Raw genomic sequence first — 19,362 nt, 5'->3', positions numbered from 1 at the left:
GCCGTCAGTTGTAGACGGGGGCCTTGGTCTGACGCACCAGCAGCTCGATCTGGTAACCCTGTTCGCGCTGCTGGTCATAGAGGGAGAAGAGCGGGCCATCCAGCTCGTGCAGGGGCAGGTCGGCAAAACCGGCCTTGAGGTAAAACGGCTTCTCGAACGGCATTGCCTGGCACACCACTGGCTTGTCCAGCAGATCGTTGCAGGCGTGCTGCAACAGGCGGGAGCCCAGTCCCAGTGACTGGTAATGGGGCAGCAGGCAAAAGCCGCACAGGTGGTAGTAATCCTGTTCGTCGCGCAGACGCACGGCGCCCACCAGCCAGTGAGCGTCGCGCACCACGAAGATACGCTCGGCCAGATCCGGCACGTAATGGGAGAAAGTGGTTTCGTAGTAGTCCCTGATCAGGGAAAGATCCGCATCACAGTACTCTTCGAAGGTGAGCTCCATCGCCCGCTTGCTTATCACACCCGTTCCATCCTTGGCCACTCGGCCCAGCCCTCAATATTCAGTTGCAGATCGGCAAGAGATCCGACCAGATTAACCAGCAAGATATCACGCCTTTTAGTAACAAAAAAGCCAATAACAGCCCCTGCTTGTTCACTTTTCAACAGGCAACCGGCCGCAGAAACCAGGGGCAATCCTATCACGCTATCCCCCGCACGGGCACTGCTTGCTCGATCCGCCGGATTTTACGACCAGGCCTCACTCACTCGTTAACAAGTGGCTGATTTAGCATCAGAAACTATTTTCGTAAACATTTGTTAACAAATGATGCGGGTCATTCACTGCAACAAAAAGCCTCATTCGAATAGCAATTCCGGCCTGTCACCCTATGGTGAAACCTTGGCATAGCATCGCGCTGTCGTTGCCTGAGCGGGATCACTCCCACGCTGACACCTTCACCACTTTGCCAAGGAGATACCATGTTCAGACCCATACCTTCACTGCTGATGCTGGCCTTGCTCCCCACCGCCAGCTGGGCCGGCGACATCCACACCCCGCTTGCTCCCTACCACTTCAGCCGGCAGCAGCTCATCGCCAGCGACGCCGTCACTGTGCCGCTGGACGAGGCCCACTTCGTGTTTGGCGAGGCGGCCATGGCATTCGATCTGCACGACTTCCTGCTGCAACAGGCGCCCCACCTGCTGCCCAAGGAGGAGGTGATCCTGCACTGGAGCGGCATCACCAGCCTCAACCCCCAGCTGCTGCTGGCCCTGATGGAGGCGAGCAGCCAGCTCATCTCGGCCCCCTCGGAACAGGCCATGGCGGCGCCGTTCGCCCGGCGGGTCAAGGCCAGGGGCTTTGACAACCAGGTTGAGTCGATGGCGCGCCAGCTCTCCGAGCGCTTCTATCAGGCCCAGGCCCAGTTGCGGCTGAGCCAGCGCAGCGCCCCCGCCCAGCCCCCGCTTGCCGCGCACCAGGCCGCCCTGGCCAGCCTGCTTGGCCCGCACGAGCGGCAGCAGTTGAGCGAGCAGTGGCAGACCCTGTTTGGCAAGGAGGCCATGATCTCGCCCAAGCCCCCTGCTGCAAGGCCGCCAGCCCGGCTGGTCGGTGGCCAGTTTCAGCTGCCCTGGCGCCAGGGCTACAGCTGGAAGGTTAACGGCGCCCACTCCCATAGCGGCTCGGGCTACCCCTACTCCTCCATCGACGTCTCCTACGACTGGCCGGGTTGGGGCGGCGCCACCTACACGGTTACCGCCGCCAACAGCGGCACAGTCACCGTCTTCTCCCGCTGCCAGGTGCGGATCACGGCCCCCAACGGCTGGGCCACCAACTACTACCACATGAGCGGCATCTCGGTACGCAGCGGCGACTACGTGGCCGCCGACACCCCCATAGGCACCTATGCCAGCAACCGCAACGAGGCGCTGTGCGAGGGCGGCTCCTCCACAGGCCCGCACCTGCACTTCTCCCTGCTCTACAACGGGGTGTTCCAGTCCCTGCAGGGGCAGCGCCTGAGCAGCTATGCCGTCAATGTCGGCGCCAGCAACTACGACGACAACTGCAACCGTTTCTGGCTGCAAAACAGCCGCAACGGCCAGCGTTTCTGTGCCTGGCAGCCGCTCTACAACAACGGCCTCGACTGAGTTGCCGGCCAGCCGCTGAAGTGATGGAAAAGTCAGTAATGACGGGGGCTAGACGGTTTTATGCAAGCCGTCACAGATCCGCATACTCCCCTTTGAAAATGCTCACAAAACAGTCAAAAGGAGATTGCCGGCCCGGCGGGCCGATGTGAGGCTCTGGGTGCCCACATGGGCACCCAAACAAGGACTGACAATAATGAAAAAAACAGCGGGAATCTGGGTGATCGCAGGCATGCTGATCGCCCCTCTGGCGCAAGCCGACGTCATACTGCACGCCTTCAACTGGAAATACAGTGAAGTCACCGCCAAGGCCGATCTCATCAAGGCCGCCGGCTACAAACAGGTGCTCATCTCGCCGCCCCTCAAGTCGTCGGGCAACGAGTGGTGGGCACGCTATCAACCGCAGGATCTGCGCCTCATCGACACCCCCCTTGGCAACAAGCAGGATCTCGAGCAGCTGATCGCCGCCATGCAGGCGCGAGGCATAGCCGTCTATGCGGACGTGGTGCTCAACCACATGGCCAACGAGAGCTGGAAGCGCAGCGATCTCAACTACCCCGGCAGCGAGCTGCTCGGCCAGTATGCGGCCAACCCCGCCTACTTAGAGCGCCAGAAGCTGTTCGGCGATCTGGGCCAGAACTTGCTGGCCGGCTCGGATTTTCATCCCGAAGGCTGCATCACCGACTGGAGCGATCCGGGCCACGTCCAGTACTGGCGCCTGTGCGGCGGCGCCGGTGACAAGGGGCTGCCGGATCTCGACCCCAACAACTGGGTGGTGAGCCAGCAGCAGGCTTACCTCAAGGCGCTCAAGGGGATGGGGATCAAGGGCTTTCGGGTCGATGCGGTCAAGCACATGAGCGATTACCAGATCAACGCCGTGTTCACCCCCGAGATCAAACAGGGCGTGCAGGTGTTTGGCGAGGTGATCACCACGGGGGGCGCCGGCAGCACGGATTACGAACGCTTCCTCAAACCCTATCTCGACAGCAGCGGTCAGGGGGCCTATGACTTCCCGCTGTTTGCCTCCCTGCGCGGAGCGCTGGGCTATGGCGGCAGCATGAACCTGCTGGCGGATCCGGGTACCTACGGTCAGGCCCTGCCGGGCAGCCGGGCCGTCACCTTCGCCATCACCCACGACATTCCCACCAACGATGGCTTTCGCTACCAGATCCTGAACCAGACCGACGAGAAGCTGGCCTATGCCTATCTGCTCGGCCGCGATGGCGGCTCGCCCCTGGTCTATTCCGATCACGGCGAGACCCAGGCCAAGGATGGGCTGCGCTGGCAGGATTACTATCAGCGCAGCGACCTCAAGGGGATGATCCGCTTCCACAATACGGTGCAGGGCCAGCCCATGCAGCTGGTCGGCAGCGGCGACTGCTTCGTGCTGTTCAAGCGCGGCAAGCTGGGACTGGTCGGCATCAACAAGTGTGACTACGAGCAGGAGTACTGGCTCGATACCGCCAAGTTCGAGATGAACTGGTATCGCAACTACCGGGACGTGCTCGACAGCAACGCCCTGATCAATGTGCAGAGTCAGTGGGTACGGGTCGCCATCCCCGCCCGCAGTGCCCGGCTCTGGCTGCAGGAATAAGGAAGAGACACCGGACGGGGCCGCCACAGTGCGGCCCCTCTTTATTTGCCGGTTTATTTCGGGCGCTGCGCTCATCGGCAGCTTGTTCTGCCAGCGCCATGATGCTTTACTCAACAAGGCTAACGAGGCTAAGGGAGCAAGCCGTTGAAAGCATGGATGTTGATGGGATTGATCCCGCTGTTTTCCCCGCCCGGCTGGAGCCAGACTCCCCCGCCGGCCGAGGTGGTGATCCTGACCACAGAGGCACAGGCCCCCCTCTCAGTTCCTCTTGCGGCGCCCAAGCCAATGCCCGCGCCCAGCACACTGCCAGAACCCACCCGGCTGACCGCCAGCCTGCCGCCCGGCACGCGCCAGATCCAGGTCTACAAATCGGTACAGAAAAATGGCGTGATCCGCTACTCCGACATGATGCCGGAGCAGGGCCACTACGAGCTGCTGCTGTTCAACGACTGCTACGCCTGCGATCCGGCCTCCAAGGTCAACTGGCGCACCACCGGCCTCTTCCTCTACGACTACGCCAGCACGATACAGGCGGCGGCCAAGGCCTATCAGGTGGAGCCCGCGCTCATCCGGGCGCTGATCCACGCCGAATCCGCCTTCAATCCGCTGGCGGTCTCCCGCAAGGGCGCCATGGGGCTGACCCAGCTGATGCCGACCACGGCGCGCGAGCTGGGGGTCGGCGATGCCCTGATGGCCGAGCAGAATATCTTTGGCGGGGTGAAATACCTGGCAGGGCTGCTCAAGCAATATGGCGGCAACGTGGCGCTGGCGACCGCGGCCTACAACGCGGGGGCTGGCGCTGTGCAAAAACATGGGGGCATACCCCCTTATGCCGAGACCCGCGCCTATGTGGAGCGGGTGCAGCTGTTGCGCCAGCGCTACAAGGACATGTTGAGCGCCAAGGGGCTGTGACCCCTTCCCTCTTTACACCCTGCAACGCAATCAGCCGGGCCCTTGCGGCCCGTTTTTGCGCCCCCCCCTGAAACGAAAAAACACGCCCGGGGGCGTGTCGATACCACACTTTTTCGTCACGGATCACGCTTTAGGGGCGATCACGCGATAGGCCAATGCACCCAGAATGGCACCGACGATCGGAGCAACCCAGAACAGCCACAGCTGGCCGAGGGCCCAGTCACCCACGAACAGGGCAACCCCTGTGCTGCGCGCCGGGTTGACCGAGGTATTGGTCACCGGAATGCTGATGAGGTGAATGAGCGTCAGGCACAGACCGATGGCGATGGGGGCAAACCCGGCCGGGGCCCGGCTGTCGGTGGCGCCCATGATGACGAACAGGAAGAAACCGGTCATCACCACTTCGCACACCAGGGCTGCCAGCAGGCTGTAGCCGCCCGGCGAGTGCTCGCCATAGCCGTTGGAGGCAAAACCTGCGCTTAAGTCAAACCCGGCCTGACCGCTGGCGATCACATAGAGCACGGCCGCTGCCGCAATCCCGCCCAATACCTGAGCGACTATGTAAGGCAGCACACCGGAGGCCGGGAAACGGCCACCGGCCCAGAGCCCCACGGTCACGGCCGGGTTCAGGTGACAACCTGAAATGTGGCCTATGGCATAGGCCATGGTCAGCACAGTCAGACCGAACGCCAGCGCCACGCCCAGCAGGCCGATTCCCACGTTCGGGAAGGCGGCGGCCAGCACTGCGCTGCCACAACCCCCCAGCACCAGCCAGAAGGTGCCCATAAACTCAGCTGCAAAAGGTTTCACTCTCAACTCTCCCAATGATGGATGGAACATGAGCCTGGGCTCACGAGGTCGCCGTCCTTAAACGGCGCCACATTATGGGAGCGTGACATGACGAGGCGAAGTGAGCCTGTCTCGCCAGGAAAGTGTGAGCAAGGTCACAAGTGATTGATTAATCAAGAGGATTGTCGTCAGTCCCGAATGGCGTCCCGCCATCTGGTACGACAACTTGTGACTCTGTTGAGGCTTTTAACAACAGGATGGCGCGCACCTGAGGACCCAGCCGCAACGGATAAACGAGGAGGGCGCCCTCCTCTCACATTGCTCCTCAGACGCAGTCAGCGTCGACAGGGTTCAGCGATAGCGGCCGCGCACCGAGCTGGTGGCCCGCCCCGCCATCTTGATCAGGCTCTGGCGGGTATGGAAGTGGCAGAGTGCCACCCCGAGCGCATCCGCCGCATCCGCCTGGGGCGTGGCCGACAGCTTGAGCAGATGGGTCACCATGTGCTGCACCTGCTCCTTGGCCGCGCCGCCCGTGCCCACCACAGCCTGCTTGATCTGGGTCGCCGAGTATTCGCTGACCGGCAGCAGGGCATTGACCGCCGCAACTATGGCGCTGCCGCGAGCCTGACCCAGCTTCAAGGCAGAATCCGCGTTGCGGGCCATAAAGACCCGCTCGATGGCGAACTCGTCCGGTTTGAACTGGGTGATGATCTCGCTCACCCCGTCATACACCTGCTTGAGGCGTGACGGCAGCTCGCCCAAATCGGTGCGGATGCAGCCCGACCCCAGGTATTCCGCCTTGCCTGCGACTATGCGGATGACGCCATAGCCTGTGATGCGCGAACCTGGGTCTATCCCCAGAATAATGCTCATGGCCGCTCCGCCATGCTGGCCTGGGGGCGGCTCACAGCCTCGTCACCCGTGAGCCTGTGGCCCGGCTCCATTCCCAAAACAATGCTCATGACACTCTGTTGCTCTGAAGGCAGTTCATGGCCGCCAAGATAGCAAACAAGCGTCCGCTTGGCTCGCGCGGCGGCGCCCTCGCCGGCTGACTGCGCAGGGATCCGTCATCTTGTACAGTGGTCTGCCTGTTTCCTCACCCGTGCGGGCCCGCCCAATCAGGTGCCACAGGCACAGAGAAGGATCAGGTCGCCAGCGCCACCAGCCGCTCGGCCAGTCGGTGGCTCTGCAGATAGCTCTCGATGAGTGCCCCATCGGCCTTGCCCAGCTCGATCTGTCGATACCAGTGATCGAGCATGGCCACGAAGCCCCGTTGGGCCAGCACCGGCTGCCAGTCGTCCGGTGCCAGGGTCTGCAGGGTCTTGTCTCGGGCAATCGTGCCCCGGGTGCAGTTTTCGATATGCAGGGAGAGGTTGTCGCCATAGGCATCGATGCGCTCCTCCGTGATGCCGGCGCTGCGGTTCATGCTGCCGCTCACCGCCGTCTGCCCGCTTTGCCAGGCGATGCTCACCCCGGCCAGCAGCTCGGGCTGCTGGGCACTCCGCCTCAGCACCGCATGCAGATCCCCGGTCGGTGCGCCGCCATAGAAACAGAGGCTGTCGAGCACATGGATAAAGTCGTCGAACAGGAACGGACGCGGCAGCCCCGGCAGGGCGTGTCTGTGTTTTTGCCAGTTAAGCTCGGTAAGCAACTGATTATCTGTCCTGGTGGCGTTCATGGCGGGCAGATAGCGGCGGTTGAAACCCACAAACAGCGGGCAATCCTGCGCCATGGCCAGATTGGCGAGCGCTTCTACCTCGGCTGCGTTGTCACACAGGGGCTTGTCGACAAAGGTAGGGATGCCAGCGCGCAGGCACTGCTGGGCCAGCTTGCCATGCACGGCGGTGGCGGCGTGGATCATCACGGCATCCGGGCGGCTCGCAAGCAGTGTATCCACCTCGGTAAAGCACTCGGGGATCCGGTACTGGCGGGCCAGCTTGCCCAGCACCGTCGGATTGCGGGTACAGAGCAGCGGGGTCACCCGCTCGTCGCTGGCAATCAGCGGCAGATAGGCCTTCTGGGCGATATCACCAAGGCCAATCAAGGCAATGCGCATGGGAACTCCTTGTCACTCGATCAGTGGATAACCGGCTAAGTGCCCGCACCATCTCAGGATTTCCCCCGCAGATCCAGCCTTGCCGCAACCCGGGCTGCCCCACCCCCTCTCAGCCTCCCCCTTCGCAAGGGCGAGGAGCCTATTCTCGCCCTCCCTTGCCAACCGAGGAGCAGGCGGAAGTGGCTTTACTCCCCCCTGCCAATAGCCAAGGTGGGCACATATGTATCGCCAGCAAAACGGGTTTCGTATTGCACCCATTTTGGCTAACATGCCCCACTTCAAGGAGACATAGGGGCAAGGAACCGATGAGTAACAAGACGCTGCAATCCCTCTTTCACTACAAGCGTTGGGCCGATGGCGAGCTGCTGGATGCGATCGCCACGCTGGACGCGCAGCAATATGCCGAAGACCACCACACCTGCCTTAGGATCTTCAACCATATCCATGTGGTCGATGCCATCTTCAAGGCCAATCTGCTGGGGGAACGGCACGGTTTTACCGCCACCAATACCCCGGAAACGCCGACCCTGACCGCCCTGCGCAGCACAGTCACCGAGCTGGATAACTGGCTGGTGGATTACGTCGCTACCTTGAGCCCGCAAGAGGGTGAAACCTTGCTTTCGTTTCGCTTTGTCGATGGCGACAGGGGGCAGATGAGCCGCGAAGAGATGCTGCTGCACCTGGTGACTCATGGCGGTTATCACAGGGGGGCTGTCGGGCGGATTCTGGCGCAGTGCGGCATCACGCCGCCGCGCGATACCCTGACCGCCTTCCTGCATCGCAGCGAACCCAAGCGGCGCGGCAAAGATGACTCAAACCAAGCCCTGCCCTTATGAACCGATCCACGCGCTTCCCTCGCCCATTTCTGCTCGTGCTGCCATTGCTGCTGGGCGGCTGCGCCGCCGCCATCGATCACTACTCGGGGCGCTTTCGCAACACCCTGGCACCGGGGGAGACACGCGCGACCATTCGCGCCGAGCTGGGAGATCCCCAGCTTTGCCAGCAGGCCGCCTTTCTGACCGAGGATAATGTGCAGGGTTGCGATCGCTTTACCGTGCTCGGCAAGATCCACAAGCGCGCTGACGGCAATGGCCAGGCCACGGCGAGCGCCGTGACAATGGGGCTGGGGGAGCTGATCCTGATACCGATGACGGTGGCAGGCGTGGCGGCGGATTACACCCAGCGCCACACCCTCACCGTCTATTACGATCGGGACGATCACTATCTGTTCCACACCCTGCTCAATGGCAAGGGGCAGGAAGTGTGGCAATAAGGGGCTATAAAGCGGAACGCTTTGCTGCCCCATGGCCAGGTGACAGCCATTTGCCGGGTGACTCGGGAAATCCCGCTAAGATGGCTTTCTGCGATCCAGCCATTTACCCACTCTGGCCCCCAGCTCGGAGCAGAGCAGGGCGCTGACAATGGCCCCTATCATCCGGTTGGTCTCGGAGAGTGCTTTTGTCTCAACAAACTGGTATGCAATCAGATTGAAAATAAGGATCCCGAGCAGCAGTCCAAGGCCGCTACCCACCTTCTCCCTTCTGGATTTGGCTTTCACCGCCATCTATTGCTCCTGTGCAAGGGAGCCGGCCATTCAGCCCCCCTTATCCATAGGCAGAACAAGATAGCAAAGCCGTGCCTGCTTGCCCGCCTTAATCGCACCTGCTTAAGCGCTTTGATGACGCAGTTCAAAAAATGATGATTTTCTGATGGTTGTATCAGTTCTGATGCTCGCCTGAGCAGCTTCGTTTGGCTTAGCATAGCCATCCATAACCTGTTGAACTGCAATGGGTTACGACCCCCCGCTGATCAAGGAAGCATATTGGAAGCTGTTATCCATGGGCAGGAACGTGGGATCTGGCTAAATCACGGCTGGCACCAAGCGATGAGTGTCCCAGATTTACCCTTATGGAGAAATCTTATGTCGGTTGAAAGCGTTGTTAGCTGGGCTAACAAGTTAAATAAAAATCTCTGGTGGCGTCATGCTATCAGATTGGCAGCAGAGAAAGGCAAACTAGAAGGTGATAGTTTACAGCTTCTTTTAACTATCGCCAAAATGGAACATGGTCTAGAAGCGCAAGATGATAATTATGCCAGCTATATTTCTCCATTAACCATTACTGGATTTGGTGAAGAAAAACAGGCTGTAAAATTGAAGAGTATCGGTAAAGTAAGCAATGTTTCTTCTCTTGTATCTGATGCAACGCTCGAGTTTAACATTGAAGGATTAACAGCTGTTTACGGTGATAATGGTTCTGGTAAATCCAGCTATGCAAAAATACTAAAAAATGCCTGCCTTACTCGTGGCGACACTCCTAAAATATTATCTAATATTTATGAAGAAAAATCTGGTTCTCCAAATGCTGAAATCTCAATTGTTATTGGTGAAGACCAGCATGATGTAGATTGGGCACTATCGACTGCAGCGCGTGAAGATCTTAAGTCTATCCGTATCTTCGATAACACTTCTGCAGCCCATTATATTTCTGGCGAGGATGCCATCGAGTACAAGCCAGCAGGCATGAAATTACTGACGCAGTTGATGCACGCTTGCGAGTTTGTTAGAATTAGTAGTGATAATGATAAAAAGCCATTTATTACGGCTAATCCATTACCTAATTTTATAGCTAACAGCAAAGTTCACACTTTTATTTCAACTCTGTCAGCGACAACAAAAATAGAAAATGTTGATGCTCTTTGTTTAAACAAAGAGCAGAATGATTCTATTCATGCTCATCGTGAAGAACTAGCAAAACTAAGATCTAGCACGCCTGAACAAATCCGTAAAATATATAGTGATCGCTGCAAAGAGTTACAACCACTACTCGACCATTTAGTTAAGCTTAGAAGCAATCTTGACCAAAAACGGTTGGATGAAATTAAGAACGCGTTTGACGGTTACAAAACTAAACAAGCTGCTGCAGTGCTTGCACGCACCCAAGCTGTTGACGGGCATGAGCTTGCTGGTATTTGCTCACCTGAATGGGTACAAATGTGGAGGCACGTTAAAACCTTTGTCCAGACACATAATACTGGGTTAGTTTTTCCACCCATTCAAGGTGATCCATGCCCTACTTGTCTTCAACCAATATCAGGTGACGCAGCTACTAAGTTGAAATCATTCAATGAATATCTGCAAGATAAGACTCAAGTAGAGGCTAACAACGCCAAAAGTACATTTGATGCCTATATCACCAATCTAAAGTCACTCAATTTTGATCTAAAGCCATATGAATTTTCTTTAGGAAAGATCCACGATCATAACCTTGAATATGCTCAAAAAATTATTGAGTTGAACACGGATTTAGAAGCTCGTCGCGCCAACCTGATCAAAGCTGAGCCAGATTTTACACCGATTAAAGTGGAGTTTAATGCTGTAGATTGGATTAGTGGTCAAATCGACTCATGGAAGAAGAAAGAAGCTGAGGTGGCAACTAACGAAGGCTTAGTGAAGCAAATTTCAGACCTTGCAATTCTACTTCAAGACCTAGAAGATAGAAAAACTCTCACGGCATCAAGAGAAAGTATATTAAACGAGATTAACCGCCTAAGGAAAATCGCGCTATTTAACAATCTTGCAAATTCCTGCCAGTCTACATCAATTACGGCTCTAACAAATTTTATTGCAAAAAGCGGAGCAATTGGCAGTCTACAGTCAGCTTTTAGTGAAGAACTCCAAAAACTACGATTTAATAACTTTAATATAGACACAGAGACTCGTGGTCTTCGTGGCAAACAAATGCTTAAGCTACGACTAACCGGAAAAACAAACGGTATTAGGGATGTGGCAAGCGAAGGCGAGCAGAAGTGTGTGGCTTTGGCTAGCTTCATGGCAGAACTCACAGTCGATGATAGAAAATCAGCCATAATTTTTGATGACCCAATCAATTCACTCGATCACAAGTGGCGTCGAATGTTTGCAGACCGGATTGCCACAGAGTCGTTAGCCCGTCAGATTATTGTATTCACCCATGACATGTCATTCCTGAAAATGCTTGAGGAATCTAGTGATATAGCCAAGTCAAAACTAAATATTATCTCAATCGCAAAATTTGGTGATACAAGCGGATACCCGTTCCCTGAACCACCTTGGGATGCAAAAAACACAGCATCTAGAATTGGCTTTTTAAAGAACGAACTACCAAATCTTAAAATAATGGAGATGTCTGGTGACTTAAAATACGAGTTCCATGCAAAGCACATATATAATCTTATGCGTGAAACATGGGAGCGTCTTGTTGAAGAATGGCTACTAAGAAAGGTTGTAGAACGTTTTTCTCGTGGCGTGAAAACTCAGAGCCTTAAAGAAATCGTGGATGATGTCACCTCTGATGATAACAACATAATCAATGCCGCGATGTCTAAATGTAGTACTTATATGTATGGTCATGATAACGCGACTGGGCTAACCGTTGACTGCCCTCGACATAGTGAAATTGAGCAAGACGTAACAGCTTTGGAGATGTATTTTAAGGCGTTAAAGAAACGTCGTAACTAATTAATTTCGACATAAATAAAAAGGCGGCCATCTGGTCGCCTTTTTTATTGCTATTGCTTTCCAATCAGGAAAACTCACCGCGCCGGCCGCTTGGCGCCATTCCCTTTGGCGGCAGGCTTGCCACCCTGGGCTGCCGGCTTGGCAGAGCCGGCGCGGGTTGGGGTCTTGCCCTTATGGGCGGGTTTCCCGGCCGGTTTACCCTGACCTGCGCCCTGCGCGGCAGGCTTGCCGTTGCCAGCCCCTTTGCTGAGCTGAGAGCCGACTGGCTTGCCATTGCCCGCCTTGCCGCCCTTGCTGGCGGCAGGGGTGTCGTTGCGAGCCTTGCCTTGCGAGGCGGCAGCCACTGCGCCCTTACCGCCAGCAGCCTTGTTGCCAGCGCCATTGCCACGCTGATGAACGATATTGCTGTGGCGGGTCAGAGCTGGTTTCAGCCCCTTGTTGATGCTGCGCGAGGCCACCGCCTCGCCGCGACCTTCCGGCGGCACCAGGCAGTTGGGGCCGTTGCCGATCAGGTGACCCTTGCCCATTTCCAGCAGGGCCTCGCGGATCATGGGCCAGCCGGCCGGATCGTGGTAGCGCAGCAGCGCCTTGTGCAGGCGACGACGGCGCTCACCCTTGACCACAAACACATCCCCACCCTGGCGGCTCACCTTGTTGAGCGGGTTTTTCTCGGTGTAATACATGGTGGTGGCGTTGGCGAGCGGCGACGGGTAGAAGTTCTGCACCTGATCCAGCTTGAAGCTGTTGGTCTTGACCCAGAGCGCCATGTTCACCATGTCTTCATCCGTGGTGCCCGGGTGGGCCGAGATAAAGTAGGGGATCAGGTACTGCTGCTTGCCCGCCTCTTTGGAATACTTGTCGAACAGCTCCTTGAAGCTGTAGTAGCTGCCCATGCCCGGCTTCATCATCTTGGAGAGCGGGCCCTCCTCGGTGTGCTCCGGTGCGATCTTCAGATAGCCGCCGACATGGTACTTGGCCAGCTCCTTGATGTAGCGCGGATCTTCCACGGCGATGTCGTAGCGCACGCCGGAGGCAATCAGGATTTTCTTGATGCCCTTCACATCCCGCGCCTTGCGATAGAGGTCGATGGTCGGGGTATGGTCGGTGTCCATGTGCGGGCATATGGTCGGCCAGACACAGGAGGCGCGGCGGCAGGTCTGCTCGGCCTTGGGGCTCTTGCAGCGCAGCTTGTACATGTTGGCGGTGGGGCCGCCGAGATCCGAGATGACGCCGGTAAAGCCCGGCACCTTGTCGCGGATCTCTTCGATTTCTTTGATGATCGACTCTTCCGAGCGGCTCTGGATGATGCGCCCCTCGTGCTCGGTGATGGAGCAGAAGGAGCAGCCGCCGAAGCAGCCACGCATGATGTTGACCGAGGTCTTGATCATCTCGTAGGCCGGGATCTTCTCCTTGCCATAAGCCGGGTGCGGCACCCGCTGGTAGGGCAGGCCGAACACGCCGTCCATCTCGTCGGTTTCCAGCGGGAAGGCGGGCGGGTTGACCCAGATGATGCGATCACCGTGGGCCTGGGAGAGCGCGCGGGCGCAGCCCGGGTTGGTCTCGTGGTGCAGGATGCGCGACGCGTGGGCGTAGAGCACCTTGTCTTCCTTCACCCGCTCGAACGCCGGCAGCTTCACATAGGTTTTTTCCCATGGCTTCTGCTTGGGCGGCTGCACCAATACCGGCTTGGCCTCCTGCTCCACCGGCGCCGTACCCTCGTCATCCGAGCAGGGCGCCCCTTCCATATAGGGGTTCATGATGGGGTCGATGCGGCCGATCTGATCCAGCTTGCTGGAATCCACCCCGCGCCACTCGGGCAGCGGCTCCTTGCGGATCACGGCGGTGCCGCGAATGTCCTGCATGGTCTCCATGGTCTCGCCGTTGGCGATGCGGTGCGCCACCTCGATGAGCGGCCGCTCGGCGTTGCCATAGATGAGGATGTCGGCCTTGGCGTCGAGCAGGATGGAGCGGCGTATGGTCTCGGACCAGTAGTCGTAGTGGGCGATGCGGCGCAGCGATGCCTCTATGCCGCCTATGACCACGGGGACCTCCTTGAAGGCCTCCTTGCAGCGCTGGGTGTAGACCAGGGTCGCGCGATCCGGCCGCTTGCCGCCCACATCGCCCGGGGTGTAGGCGTCGTCGTGGCGCAGCTTCTTGTCGGAGGTGTAGCGGTTGATCATGGAATCCATGTTGCCCGCGGTCACCCCGTAGAAGAGGTTGGGCTTGCCCAGACGCATGAAGTCATCCTTCGATGACCAGTCCGGCTGGGCTATGATGCCGACCCGAAAACCCTGGGATTCGAGCATGCGGCCGATCACCGCCATGCCGAAACTCGGGTGATCCACATAGGCGTCACCGGTCACCAGGACTATGTCACAGCTGTCCCAGCCGAGTTTGTCCATCTCCGCTCTGGACATGGGCAGGAAGGGCGCAGTGCCGTAGCACTCGGCCCAGTAGCGGGGATAGGAGAAAAGGTGGGTAACCGGCTGCATTTTGAACACCTGGAACAATTCGGGTCGCGCATTATACCGGCAGAGCGAAGCGGCGGCGATGGCTTTTTGCCCCTACAGAGCACGAGGAAAAGGCGAGCCAGTGACGGGCTCGCCTCAATAACACGGGTTGAACGGGATCAGGCCAGGACGCGGGCCAGCACTATGCGGCTGTAATGGCGCTGCAGCAGCTGATAACCCCCGAGCAGACACCAGACCAGGGCTGGCGCCAGGAAGATGGGGTGGGTCGCGAGGCGCAGCATCAGCAAACCCAGCAGGATCAGCGCGAACGGGCGGCTCTCGTAGAGCCACAGCGGCCAGCCCTGCTTGCGGGCAGGGAGTGGCTTGTCGATGCGCCTATGGGCACTGCGTCTGAACCAGGCCAGGGAGCCGGCCAGATAGAACGCCAGTCCGGCCAGCAGCAGGCCCGGTTGATCGGCAACCCCCAGCAACAGCAAACCGCTGCCCATATAGGCAAAAGGCAGCGGCTCATAGATAGCAGATGGCAACATAGCTCACCTCGACGTTAAAACTGGCTACATATTAACCGCCGGCTGCCGTGATACCATCCGCTTTCTGCGTCTTTCACCTATATGGGTGTAGGTATCAGACCGCCGGTTTGTCCTCGGCTTTCACCGCCGACTGGGCTGCCAGCGCCTCGTCCACCAGCAGATCTCGCGCCCCCGTCATGCCCGCCCGTTTGGCCAGCAAATGATAGATGGCAGGCACCATCACCAGGGTCACCAGGGTCGCCAAGGAGAGCCCGAAGAAGACCACAGTCCCCACCGCCATCCGGCTCTCGTAACCCGCCCCCATGGAGACCATCAGCGGTACGGCGCCGATAATGGCGGTCAGCGAGGTCATCAGTATAGGGCGCAGACGGCGCACCGAGCCGGCTATGATGGCGTCATCGAAGGCCTCGCCACGCTGGCGCAGCTGATTGATGAACTCCACGATCAAGATACCGTTCTTGGTCACCATGCCGATCAGCATGATCATGCCGATCTGGCTGTAGATGCTCATCTCCTGCCCCGTCAGCCAGAGGCCGAGCAGACCGCCGAAGATGCCGAGCGGTACCGTCACCATCACCACAGCCGGGGTCAGCATGCTCTCGAACTGGGCCACCAGCACCAGATAGACCACCAGCAGGGCCAGCGCGAACACCATCACCATCTCGCCCTGGTTGTCGCGATAATCCTTGGACTCACCGGCGTAATCCACCGTCATGCCGCTCGGCAGATTGGCGCTGGCCCAACCATCGAGGAAGTCCAGTGCCTCGCCCAGGGTGCGATCCGGCGCCAGATCGGCGGTCAGGGTCACCGCCTTCTGCCGCTGGTAGTGGTTGAGCCGCTGCGGGCTCGCCACCTGGGTGACGGTCGCCAGGGTGGAGAGGCTCACCATCTCGCCACTGGCGGCCTTGAGATAGATGCGGCTGAGATCGGACACGCCGTTGAAGTCACGCTGATTGGCGCGCAGATAGACGTCGTACTCCTCGCCCCTGTCCACATAGGTGGTCTGGCTGACGCCACCGAGCAGGGCCTGCAGCGAGCTGGCCACGGTCGACACCGGAATGCCGAGCTGGCTGGCTCTGTCCCGCTCTATGGTCACCTGCAGTTCGGGGGTCTTCTCGGCGTAGTCGAGATCCGGCGTCACCATCAGGCCGCTCTGGGCCGCCGCCTCTTTCAGGGCCAGCCCCTGCTGATAGAGCTCGGCATAGTCCGAGCCCTGCAGCACGAACTGCACCGCGGCGGTGGAGCCGCCGCGAAAGCCCGGCTGGAAGGTACGGATCATCACGTCGGGAATGCCGGCCAGCCGCCCGCTCAGAGACTGGGCAAACTCGGTGGCGGTTTCGTCCCGCTCAGCCCAGTCGGTGAGCTGGATGATCGCCATCCCGGTCTGATCGCCGCCACGGCCGAAGGCCGGGGTGCTGAAGCTCATGGCCTGCACCACCCCCTTGCCCAGCAGCGGCATGATGGCCGCCTCCACCTGCTGCATGTTGCGCTTCATCCGCTCTATGCTGGTGCCCTCGGCCCCTTTCACGAACACATAGAGCACGCCCCGATCCTCGGTCGGGGTCAGACTGGTGGGCAGCTGGCCAAACAGGGCGCCGATGCCGCCGAGGCAGAGCAGCAGCACCAGCGGAGTCCAGGCCGAGCGGCGCAGCACCCAGCCCAGCAGATTGCGATAGTGCTTCTCCACCCAGCCGAGGCCGCGATCGAGCGCCGCCGTCAGCACGTTGGGCTTGTCGACCGAGCGCATCAGCCAGGAGCCCATGGCCGGGGTCAGGGTCAGCGCCACCAGGGAGGAGAAGAGCACAGCCAGGGAGAGCAGGATGGCGAACTCGGTAAAGAGCCGCCCCACCATGCCATCCATGAAGGCGATGGGCACGAACACCATCACCAGCACGGCCGTGGTCGCCACCACGGCAAAACCCACCTCGCGGGTGCCGTGCCAGGCCGCCAGCAGCGGTGGCTCGCCCCGTTGCAGGTGGTGGTGGATGTTCTCCACCACGACTATGGCGTCATCCACCACCAGACCGATGGCGAGAATAAGGGCCAGCAGTGTGATGAGGTTGATGGAAAAACCGAGATACCAGGCCCCGATGAAGGCCGAGATGAGCGACACAGGCACTGTAATGGCCGGGATCAAAGTGGTACGCCCCTGCCCCAGGAACAGGTAGAGCACGGCCACCACCAGCACGGCGCAGATGGCCAGCGTCTCGTACACCTCGTCGATGGCCTGCTTGATGAAGATGGTGGAGTCGTAGTCAATCTCCAGGGTGGCGCCCTCCGGCAGGAAGCGCTGCATCTCGGCCATCTTCTTCTCGACCCCCTGCGCCACCGCCAGCGGATTGGCGGTGGACTGGGCCACTATGCCTATCCCCAGGCTCTCGCGGCCGTTGCGCTGGTAGGCGCTGTCTTCGTTCTTGGCGCCGACCTCCACGTCGGCGATATCCGCCAGGTAGATGCTCTGGCCGTTGTCGGCGGTGCGCACCTGCAAGGCCTGAAAATCGGCGGCCGTGTGGTAGAGACGGGCGATCTGCACCGCCATCGTCATGCTGTTGTTGCGAATTTCGCCGCCCGGCAGCTCTATGTTCTCGCGCTTGAGGGCATCCTGCACGTCCGCCACAGTAATGCCACGGGCCGCCATGTCGGCGGGACGCAGCCGCACGTACATCACCTGGGTCAGATCGCCGGAGAGGGCCACCTCGCTCACTCCGTCCACCAGACTCAGGGGATCGACCAGCACGCGGTTGGCGTAGTCGGTCATGGCAGTACGGTCCATCTGGGTGCTGCTGAAGTTGAGCCAGACCGCCACGTCGCCGTTGCCGTTGTCCTTGGTGACCATGGGTTCATCCACGTCATCCGGCAGCCTGGGGCGGGCGCGGGAGATGGCGTCACGCACATCCGAGGTGCCCTCCACCATGTTCCAGCCGAGCTTGAACTCCACAGTGATGACGGAGCGCCCCTTGCGGGTCACAGAGTTGATGTTCTTGATGCCGCTGATGCCGGAGAGCTGATCCTCGATGGGCTTGGTGACCTGGCTCTCCATGACGGCGGGTGCCGCCCCCTCATAGGTGGTGGAGATGGAGACGGACGGGATCTGCACGTCCGGCATCTCCCGCACCGTCAGCTTGCTGAAGGCCACCAGACCGAACACGGTCAGCAGGGCGCTCACTACCACGGCCACCAGCGGGCGGCGAACAGAAATATCGGAGAGCCACATCAGCCTTTTACCTCCGCCAGATCGTGCACGCTGGCACCGTCACGCAGATTGACCAGCCCCTCGACCGCGATGCGATCGCCGACCTTCAGGCCCTCGGTGACCCACACCTCCTCGCCATGGGTATCCCCCAGCACCACGGGTACCCGCGTCACCCGACCGTCCGCCTCCAGGCGATAGACGAAGCGTTGCGCACCGGCATACTCCACCGACTGGGCCGGGATCAGTGTCATCTTCTGGGGTGGCAGGGAGAGCTCGACGTTGAGCAGCATGCCGGGGCGCAGCTGACCATCGGGATTGGGGATGATGACGCGCGCCTTGATGTTCTGGGTATCGTTGGAGACGCGACTGTCGAGGGTCTCCAGCACGCCGCTGAACGCTTGATCCGGCCAGGCCGAGCTGGTCGCCGTCACCGCCATGCCGGGGCGCAGCAGGGAGAGATAGCGCTCTGGCACCGCCAGATCGAGCCGCAGCTTGGCCAGCTCATCGAGATGGAGCAGGGTATCGCCGCTGTTGACCAGGGCCCCTTCGCTCAGGTCTATCAGGCTGACGGTGCCGTCAAACGGCGCCTGCAGGGTGCGCAGCGACAGCTCGTACTTGGCCGCATCGGCGCGGGCCTGGGCCTGGGCCACTATGGCCTCCTGCCCTTCCAGCTCTGAGGTGGTGATGGCACCGCGCGCCACCAGTCGGCGCATGTCCCGCAGCTTGCGGGCCTCGTCGCGCACGCTGGCGTTCTGCTCCGCCAGCTCAGCGAGCTGCTTGCCCGTATCCAGGGCGATCAGGGTATCGCCCCGCTTGACCTGCTGGCCGGAGCGCACCGCTATCTTGACGATGCGGCCTGTCACCTCGGGGCTTATCACCACGGAGCGGTTGGCCGCCAGCTTGCTCACCAGCTTGATGGTGGGTTCGGCCAGGCTCTGCTTGACCGTCTGCGCCCTGATATTGACCTGGCGGGGCTGGGGTTTGCTGGCAGGTTCGTTGTTACGGTAATACCAGACACCCGACATCAGCAGGGAGAGACAGGCTATCGACAGCCACATACGCATTTTCATCAAGCAATCCATGAAATTAAGAGAAAAGGGGGGCACTTCATCAATGATGGGTACAATGTTACCCCCTGACTATGCCGTGACTATGTATAAATGTGACAAAACGTAACAGGAGCGGTGGAAGATCACCTAAACCGGATCCACAGGAGACGTTCCTGACAGTTCTGCCC

15 protein-coding genes are annotated in these 19,362 nt (G+C 59.4%); 6 read left to right on the top strand and 9 right to left on the bottom strand.

Features of this window, described 5'->3' with window-relative positions; all coding sequences use genetic code 11:
• Positions 1-4 precede the first annotated feature (4 nt).
• Positions 5-445: a GNAT family N-acetyltransferase gene (locus AACW87_RS05845; RefSeq protein WP_241325009.1), complete on the bottom strand. Its 441-nt coding sequence runs from the start codon at positions 443-445 to the stop codon at positions 5-7.
• Positions 446-921: 476 nt separating this feature from the next.
• Between AACW87_RS05845 and AACW87_RS05840 the strand changes: the two genes are divergently transcribed.
• From AACW87_RS05840 to AACW87_RS05830, 3 genes are all read left to right on the top strand, one after another.
• The gene (locus AACW87_RS05840) at positions 922-2,085 is read left to right on the top strand and encodes a M23 family metallopeptidase (RefSeq protein WP_241324451.1); all 1,164 of its coding nucleotides are present in this window, start codon (positions 922-924) and stop codon (positions 2,083-2,085) included.
• Positions 2,086-2,278: 193 nt separating this feature from the next.
• Positions 2,279-3,676, top strand: coding sequence for an alpha-amylase family protein (locus tag AACW87_RS05835; RefSeq protein ID WP_241324450.1), 1,398 nt, complete (start codon positions 2,279-2,281; stop codon positions 3,674-3,676).
• A gap of 156 nt (positions 3,677-3,832) precedes the next feature.
• Positions 3,833-4,588 (top strand): lytic transglycosylase domain-containing protein, encoded by a 756-nt coding sequence (locus AACW87_RS05830; protein ID WP_241325008.1) that lies wholly within the window; start codon positions 3,833-3,835, stop codon positions 4,586-4,588.
• A 123-nt stretch (positions 4,589-4,711) separates the two neighbouring features.
• On the opposite strand, the gene aqpZ is transcribed toward AACW87_RS05830, so the two are convergent.
• The 3 genes from aqpZ to AACW87_RS05815 all read right to left on the bottom strand — a co-directional run bounded on the left by aqpZ (position 4,712) and on the right by AACW87_RS05815 (position 7,433).
• Entirely contained in the window at positions 4,712-5,398 is a 687-nt protein-coding gene (aqpZ, locus tag AACW87_RS05825) for an aquaporin Z (protein ID WP_043134628.1), read from the bottom strand.
• Positions 5,399-5,728: 330 nt separating this feature from the next.
• The gene (ruvC, locus tag AACW87_RS05820) at positions 5,729-6,250 is read right to left on the bottom strand and encodes a crossover junction endodeoxyribonuclease RuvC (RefSeq protein WP_043134627.1); all 522 of its coding nucleotides are present in this window, start codon (positions 6,248-6,250) and stop codon (positions 5,729-5,731) included.
• 271 nt (positions 6,251-6,521) lie between these two features.
• Complete coding sequence (locus AACW87_RS05815) at positions 6,522-7,433, bottom strand: Gfo/Idh/MocA family protein (protein ID WP_241324449.1); 912 nt, start codon at positions 7,431-7,433, stop codon at positions 6,522-6,524.
• Positions 7,434-7,738: 305 nt separating this feature from the next.
• Between AACW87_RS05815 and AACW87_RS05810 the strand changes: the two genes are divergently transcribed.
• Entirely contained in the window at positions 7,739-8,269 is a 531-nt protein-coding gene (locus AACW87_RS05810; RefSeq protein WP_241324448.1) for a DinB family protein, read from the top strand.
• Complete coding sequence (locus AACW87_RS05805) at positions 8,266-8,706, top strand: hypothetical protein (protein WP_241324447.1); 441 nt, start codon at positions 8,266-8,268, stop codon at positions 8,704-8,706. The genes AACW87_RS05810 and AACW87_RS05805 overlap by 4 nt, the downstream gene beginning before the upstream one ends.
• A 75-nt stretch (positions 8,707-8,781) precedes the next feature.
• On the opposite strand, the gene AACW87_RS05800 is transcribed toward AACW87_RS05805, so the two are convergent.
• Entirely contained in the window at positions 8,782-8,997 is a 216-nt protein-coding gene (locus AACW87_RS05800; RefSeq protein WP_241324446.1) for a hypothetical protein, read from the bottom strand.
• Positions 8,998-9,255: 258 nt separating this feature from the next.
• Between AACW87_RS05800 and AACW87_RS05795 the strand changes: the two genes are divergently transcribed.
• Positions 9,256-11,931, top strand: coding sequence for an AAA family ATPase (locus tag AACW87_RS05795; protein ID WP_241324445.1), 2,676 nt, complete (start codon positions 9,256-9,258; stop codon positions 11,929-11,931).
• A 74-nt stretch (positions 11,932-12,005) separates the two neighbouring features.
• Here AACW87_RS05795 and AACW87_RS05790 read toward each other — a convergent pair whose 3' ends face one another.
• The 4 genes from AACW87_RS05790 to AACW87_RS05775 all read right to left on the bottom strand — a co-directional run bounded on the left by AACW87_RS05790 (position 12,006) and on the right by AACW87_RS05775 (position 19,195).
• Positions 12,006-14,423, bottom strand: coding sequence for a YgiQ family radical SAM protein (locus AACW87_RS05790; RefSeq protein ID WP_241324444.1), 2,418 nt, complete (start codon positions 14,421-14,423; stop codon positions 12,006-12,008).
• A gap of 137 nt (positions 14,424-14,560) precedes the next feature.
• On the bottom strand, positions 14,561-14,932 hold the full coding sequence (locus AACW87_RS05785; RefSeq protein WP_241324443.1) for a hypothetical protein: 372 nt from the start codon (positions 14,930-14,932) through the stop codon (positions 14,561-14,563).
• Between the two features lie 94 nt (positions 14,933-15,026).
• The gene (locus AACW87_RS05780; RefSeq protein WP_241324442.1) at positions 15,027-18,146 is read right to left on the bottom strand and encodes an efflux RND transporter permease subunit; all 3,120 of its coding nucleotides are present in this window, start codon (positions 18,144-18,146) and stop codon (positions 15,027-15,029) included.
• Complete coding sequence (locus AACW87_RS05775; protein ID WP_043134617.1) at positions 18,146-19,195, bottom strand: efflux RND transporter periplasmic adaptor subunit; 1,050 nt, start codon at positions 19,193-19,195, stop codon at positions 18,146-18,148. Before AACW87_RS05775 ends, AACW87_RS05780 begins: the two co-directional genes overlap by 1 nt.
• Between the last annotated feature and the right edge of the window lie 167 nt (positions 19,196-19,362).

It is taken from the genome of Aeromonas sp. MR7, from assembly GCF_963899385.1.
Taxonomy (GTDB): Bacteria; Pseudomonadota; Gammaproteobacteria; order Enterobacterales; family Aeromonadaceae; genus Aeromonas; species Aeromonas bestiarum.
Note: the sequence above shows the minus strand (reverse complement) of the source record. Positions and strands in the feature narration are given on the sequence as shown.

What these genes read in the sequence shown, in the direction of transcription:
- AACW87_RS05845 (WP_241325009.1), bottom strand. Translation starts at nt 445, where the DNA reads ATGGAGCTCACCTTCGAAGAGTACTGTGATGCGGATCTTTCCCTGATC.
- AACW87_RS05840 (WP_241324451.1), top strand. Translation starts at nt 922, where the DNA reads ATGTTCAGACCCATACCTTCACTGCTGATGCTGGCCTTGCTCCCCACC.
- AACW87_RS05835 (WP_241324450.1), top strand. Translation starts at nt 2,279, where the DNA reads ATGAAAAAAACAGCGGGAATCTGGGTGATCGCAGGCATGCTGATCGCC.
- AACW87_RS05830 (WP_241325008.1), top strand. Translation starts at nt 3,833, where the DNA reads ATGTTGATGGGATTGATCCCGCTGTTTTCCCCGCCCGGCTGGAGCCAG.
- ruvC (WP_043134627.1), bottom strand. Translation starts at nt 6,250, where the DNA reads ATGAGCATTATTCTGGGGATAGACCCAGGTTCGCGCATCACAGGCTAT.
- AACW87_RS05815 (WP_241324449.1), bottom strand. Translation starts at nt 7,433, where the DNA reads ATGCGCATTGCCTTGATTGGCCTTGGTGATATCGCCCAGAAGGCCTAT.
- AACW87_RS05810 (WP_241324448.1), top strand. Translation starts at nt 7,739, where the DNA reads ATGAGTAACAAGACGCTGCAATCCCTCTTTCACTACAAGCGTTGGGCC.
- AACW87_RS05805 (WP_241324447.1), top strand. Translation starts at nt 8,266, where the DNA reads ATGAACCGATCCACGCGCTTCCCTCGCCCATTTCTGCTCGTGCTGCCA.
- AACW87_RS05800 (WP_241324446.1), bottom strand. Translation starts at nt 8,997, where the DNA reads ATGGCGGTGAAAGCCAAATCCAGAAGGGAGAAGGTGGGTAGCGGCCTT.
- AACW87_RS05790 (WP_241324444.1), bottom strand. Translation starts at nt 14,423, where the DNA reads ATGCAGCCGGTTACCCACCTTTTCTCCTATCCCCGCTACTGGGCCGAG.
- AACW87_RS05785 (WP_241324443.1), bottom strand. Translation starts at nt 14,932, where the DNA reads ATGTTGCCATCTGCTATCTATGAGCCGCTGCCTTTTGCCTATATGGGC.
- AACW87_RS05780 (WP_241324442.1), bottom strand. Translation starts at nt 18,146, where the DNA reads ATGTGGCTCTCCGATATTTCTGTTCGCCGCCCGCTGGTGGCCGTGGTA.
- AACW87_RS05775 (WP_043134617.1), bottom strand. Translation starts at nt 19,195, where the DNA reads ATGAAAATGCGTATGTGGCTGTCGATAGCCTGTCTCTCCCTGCTGATG.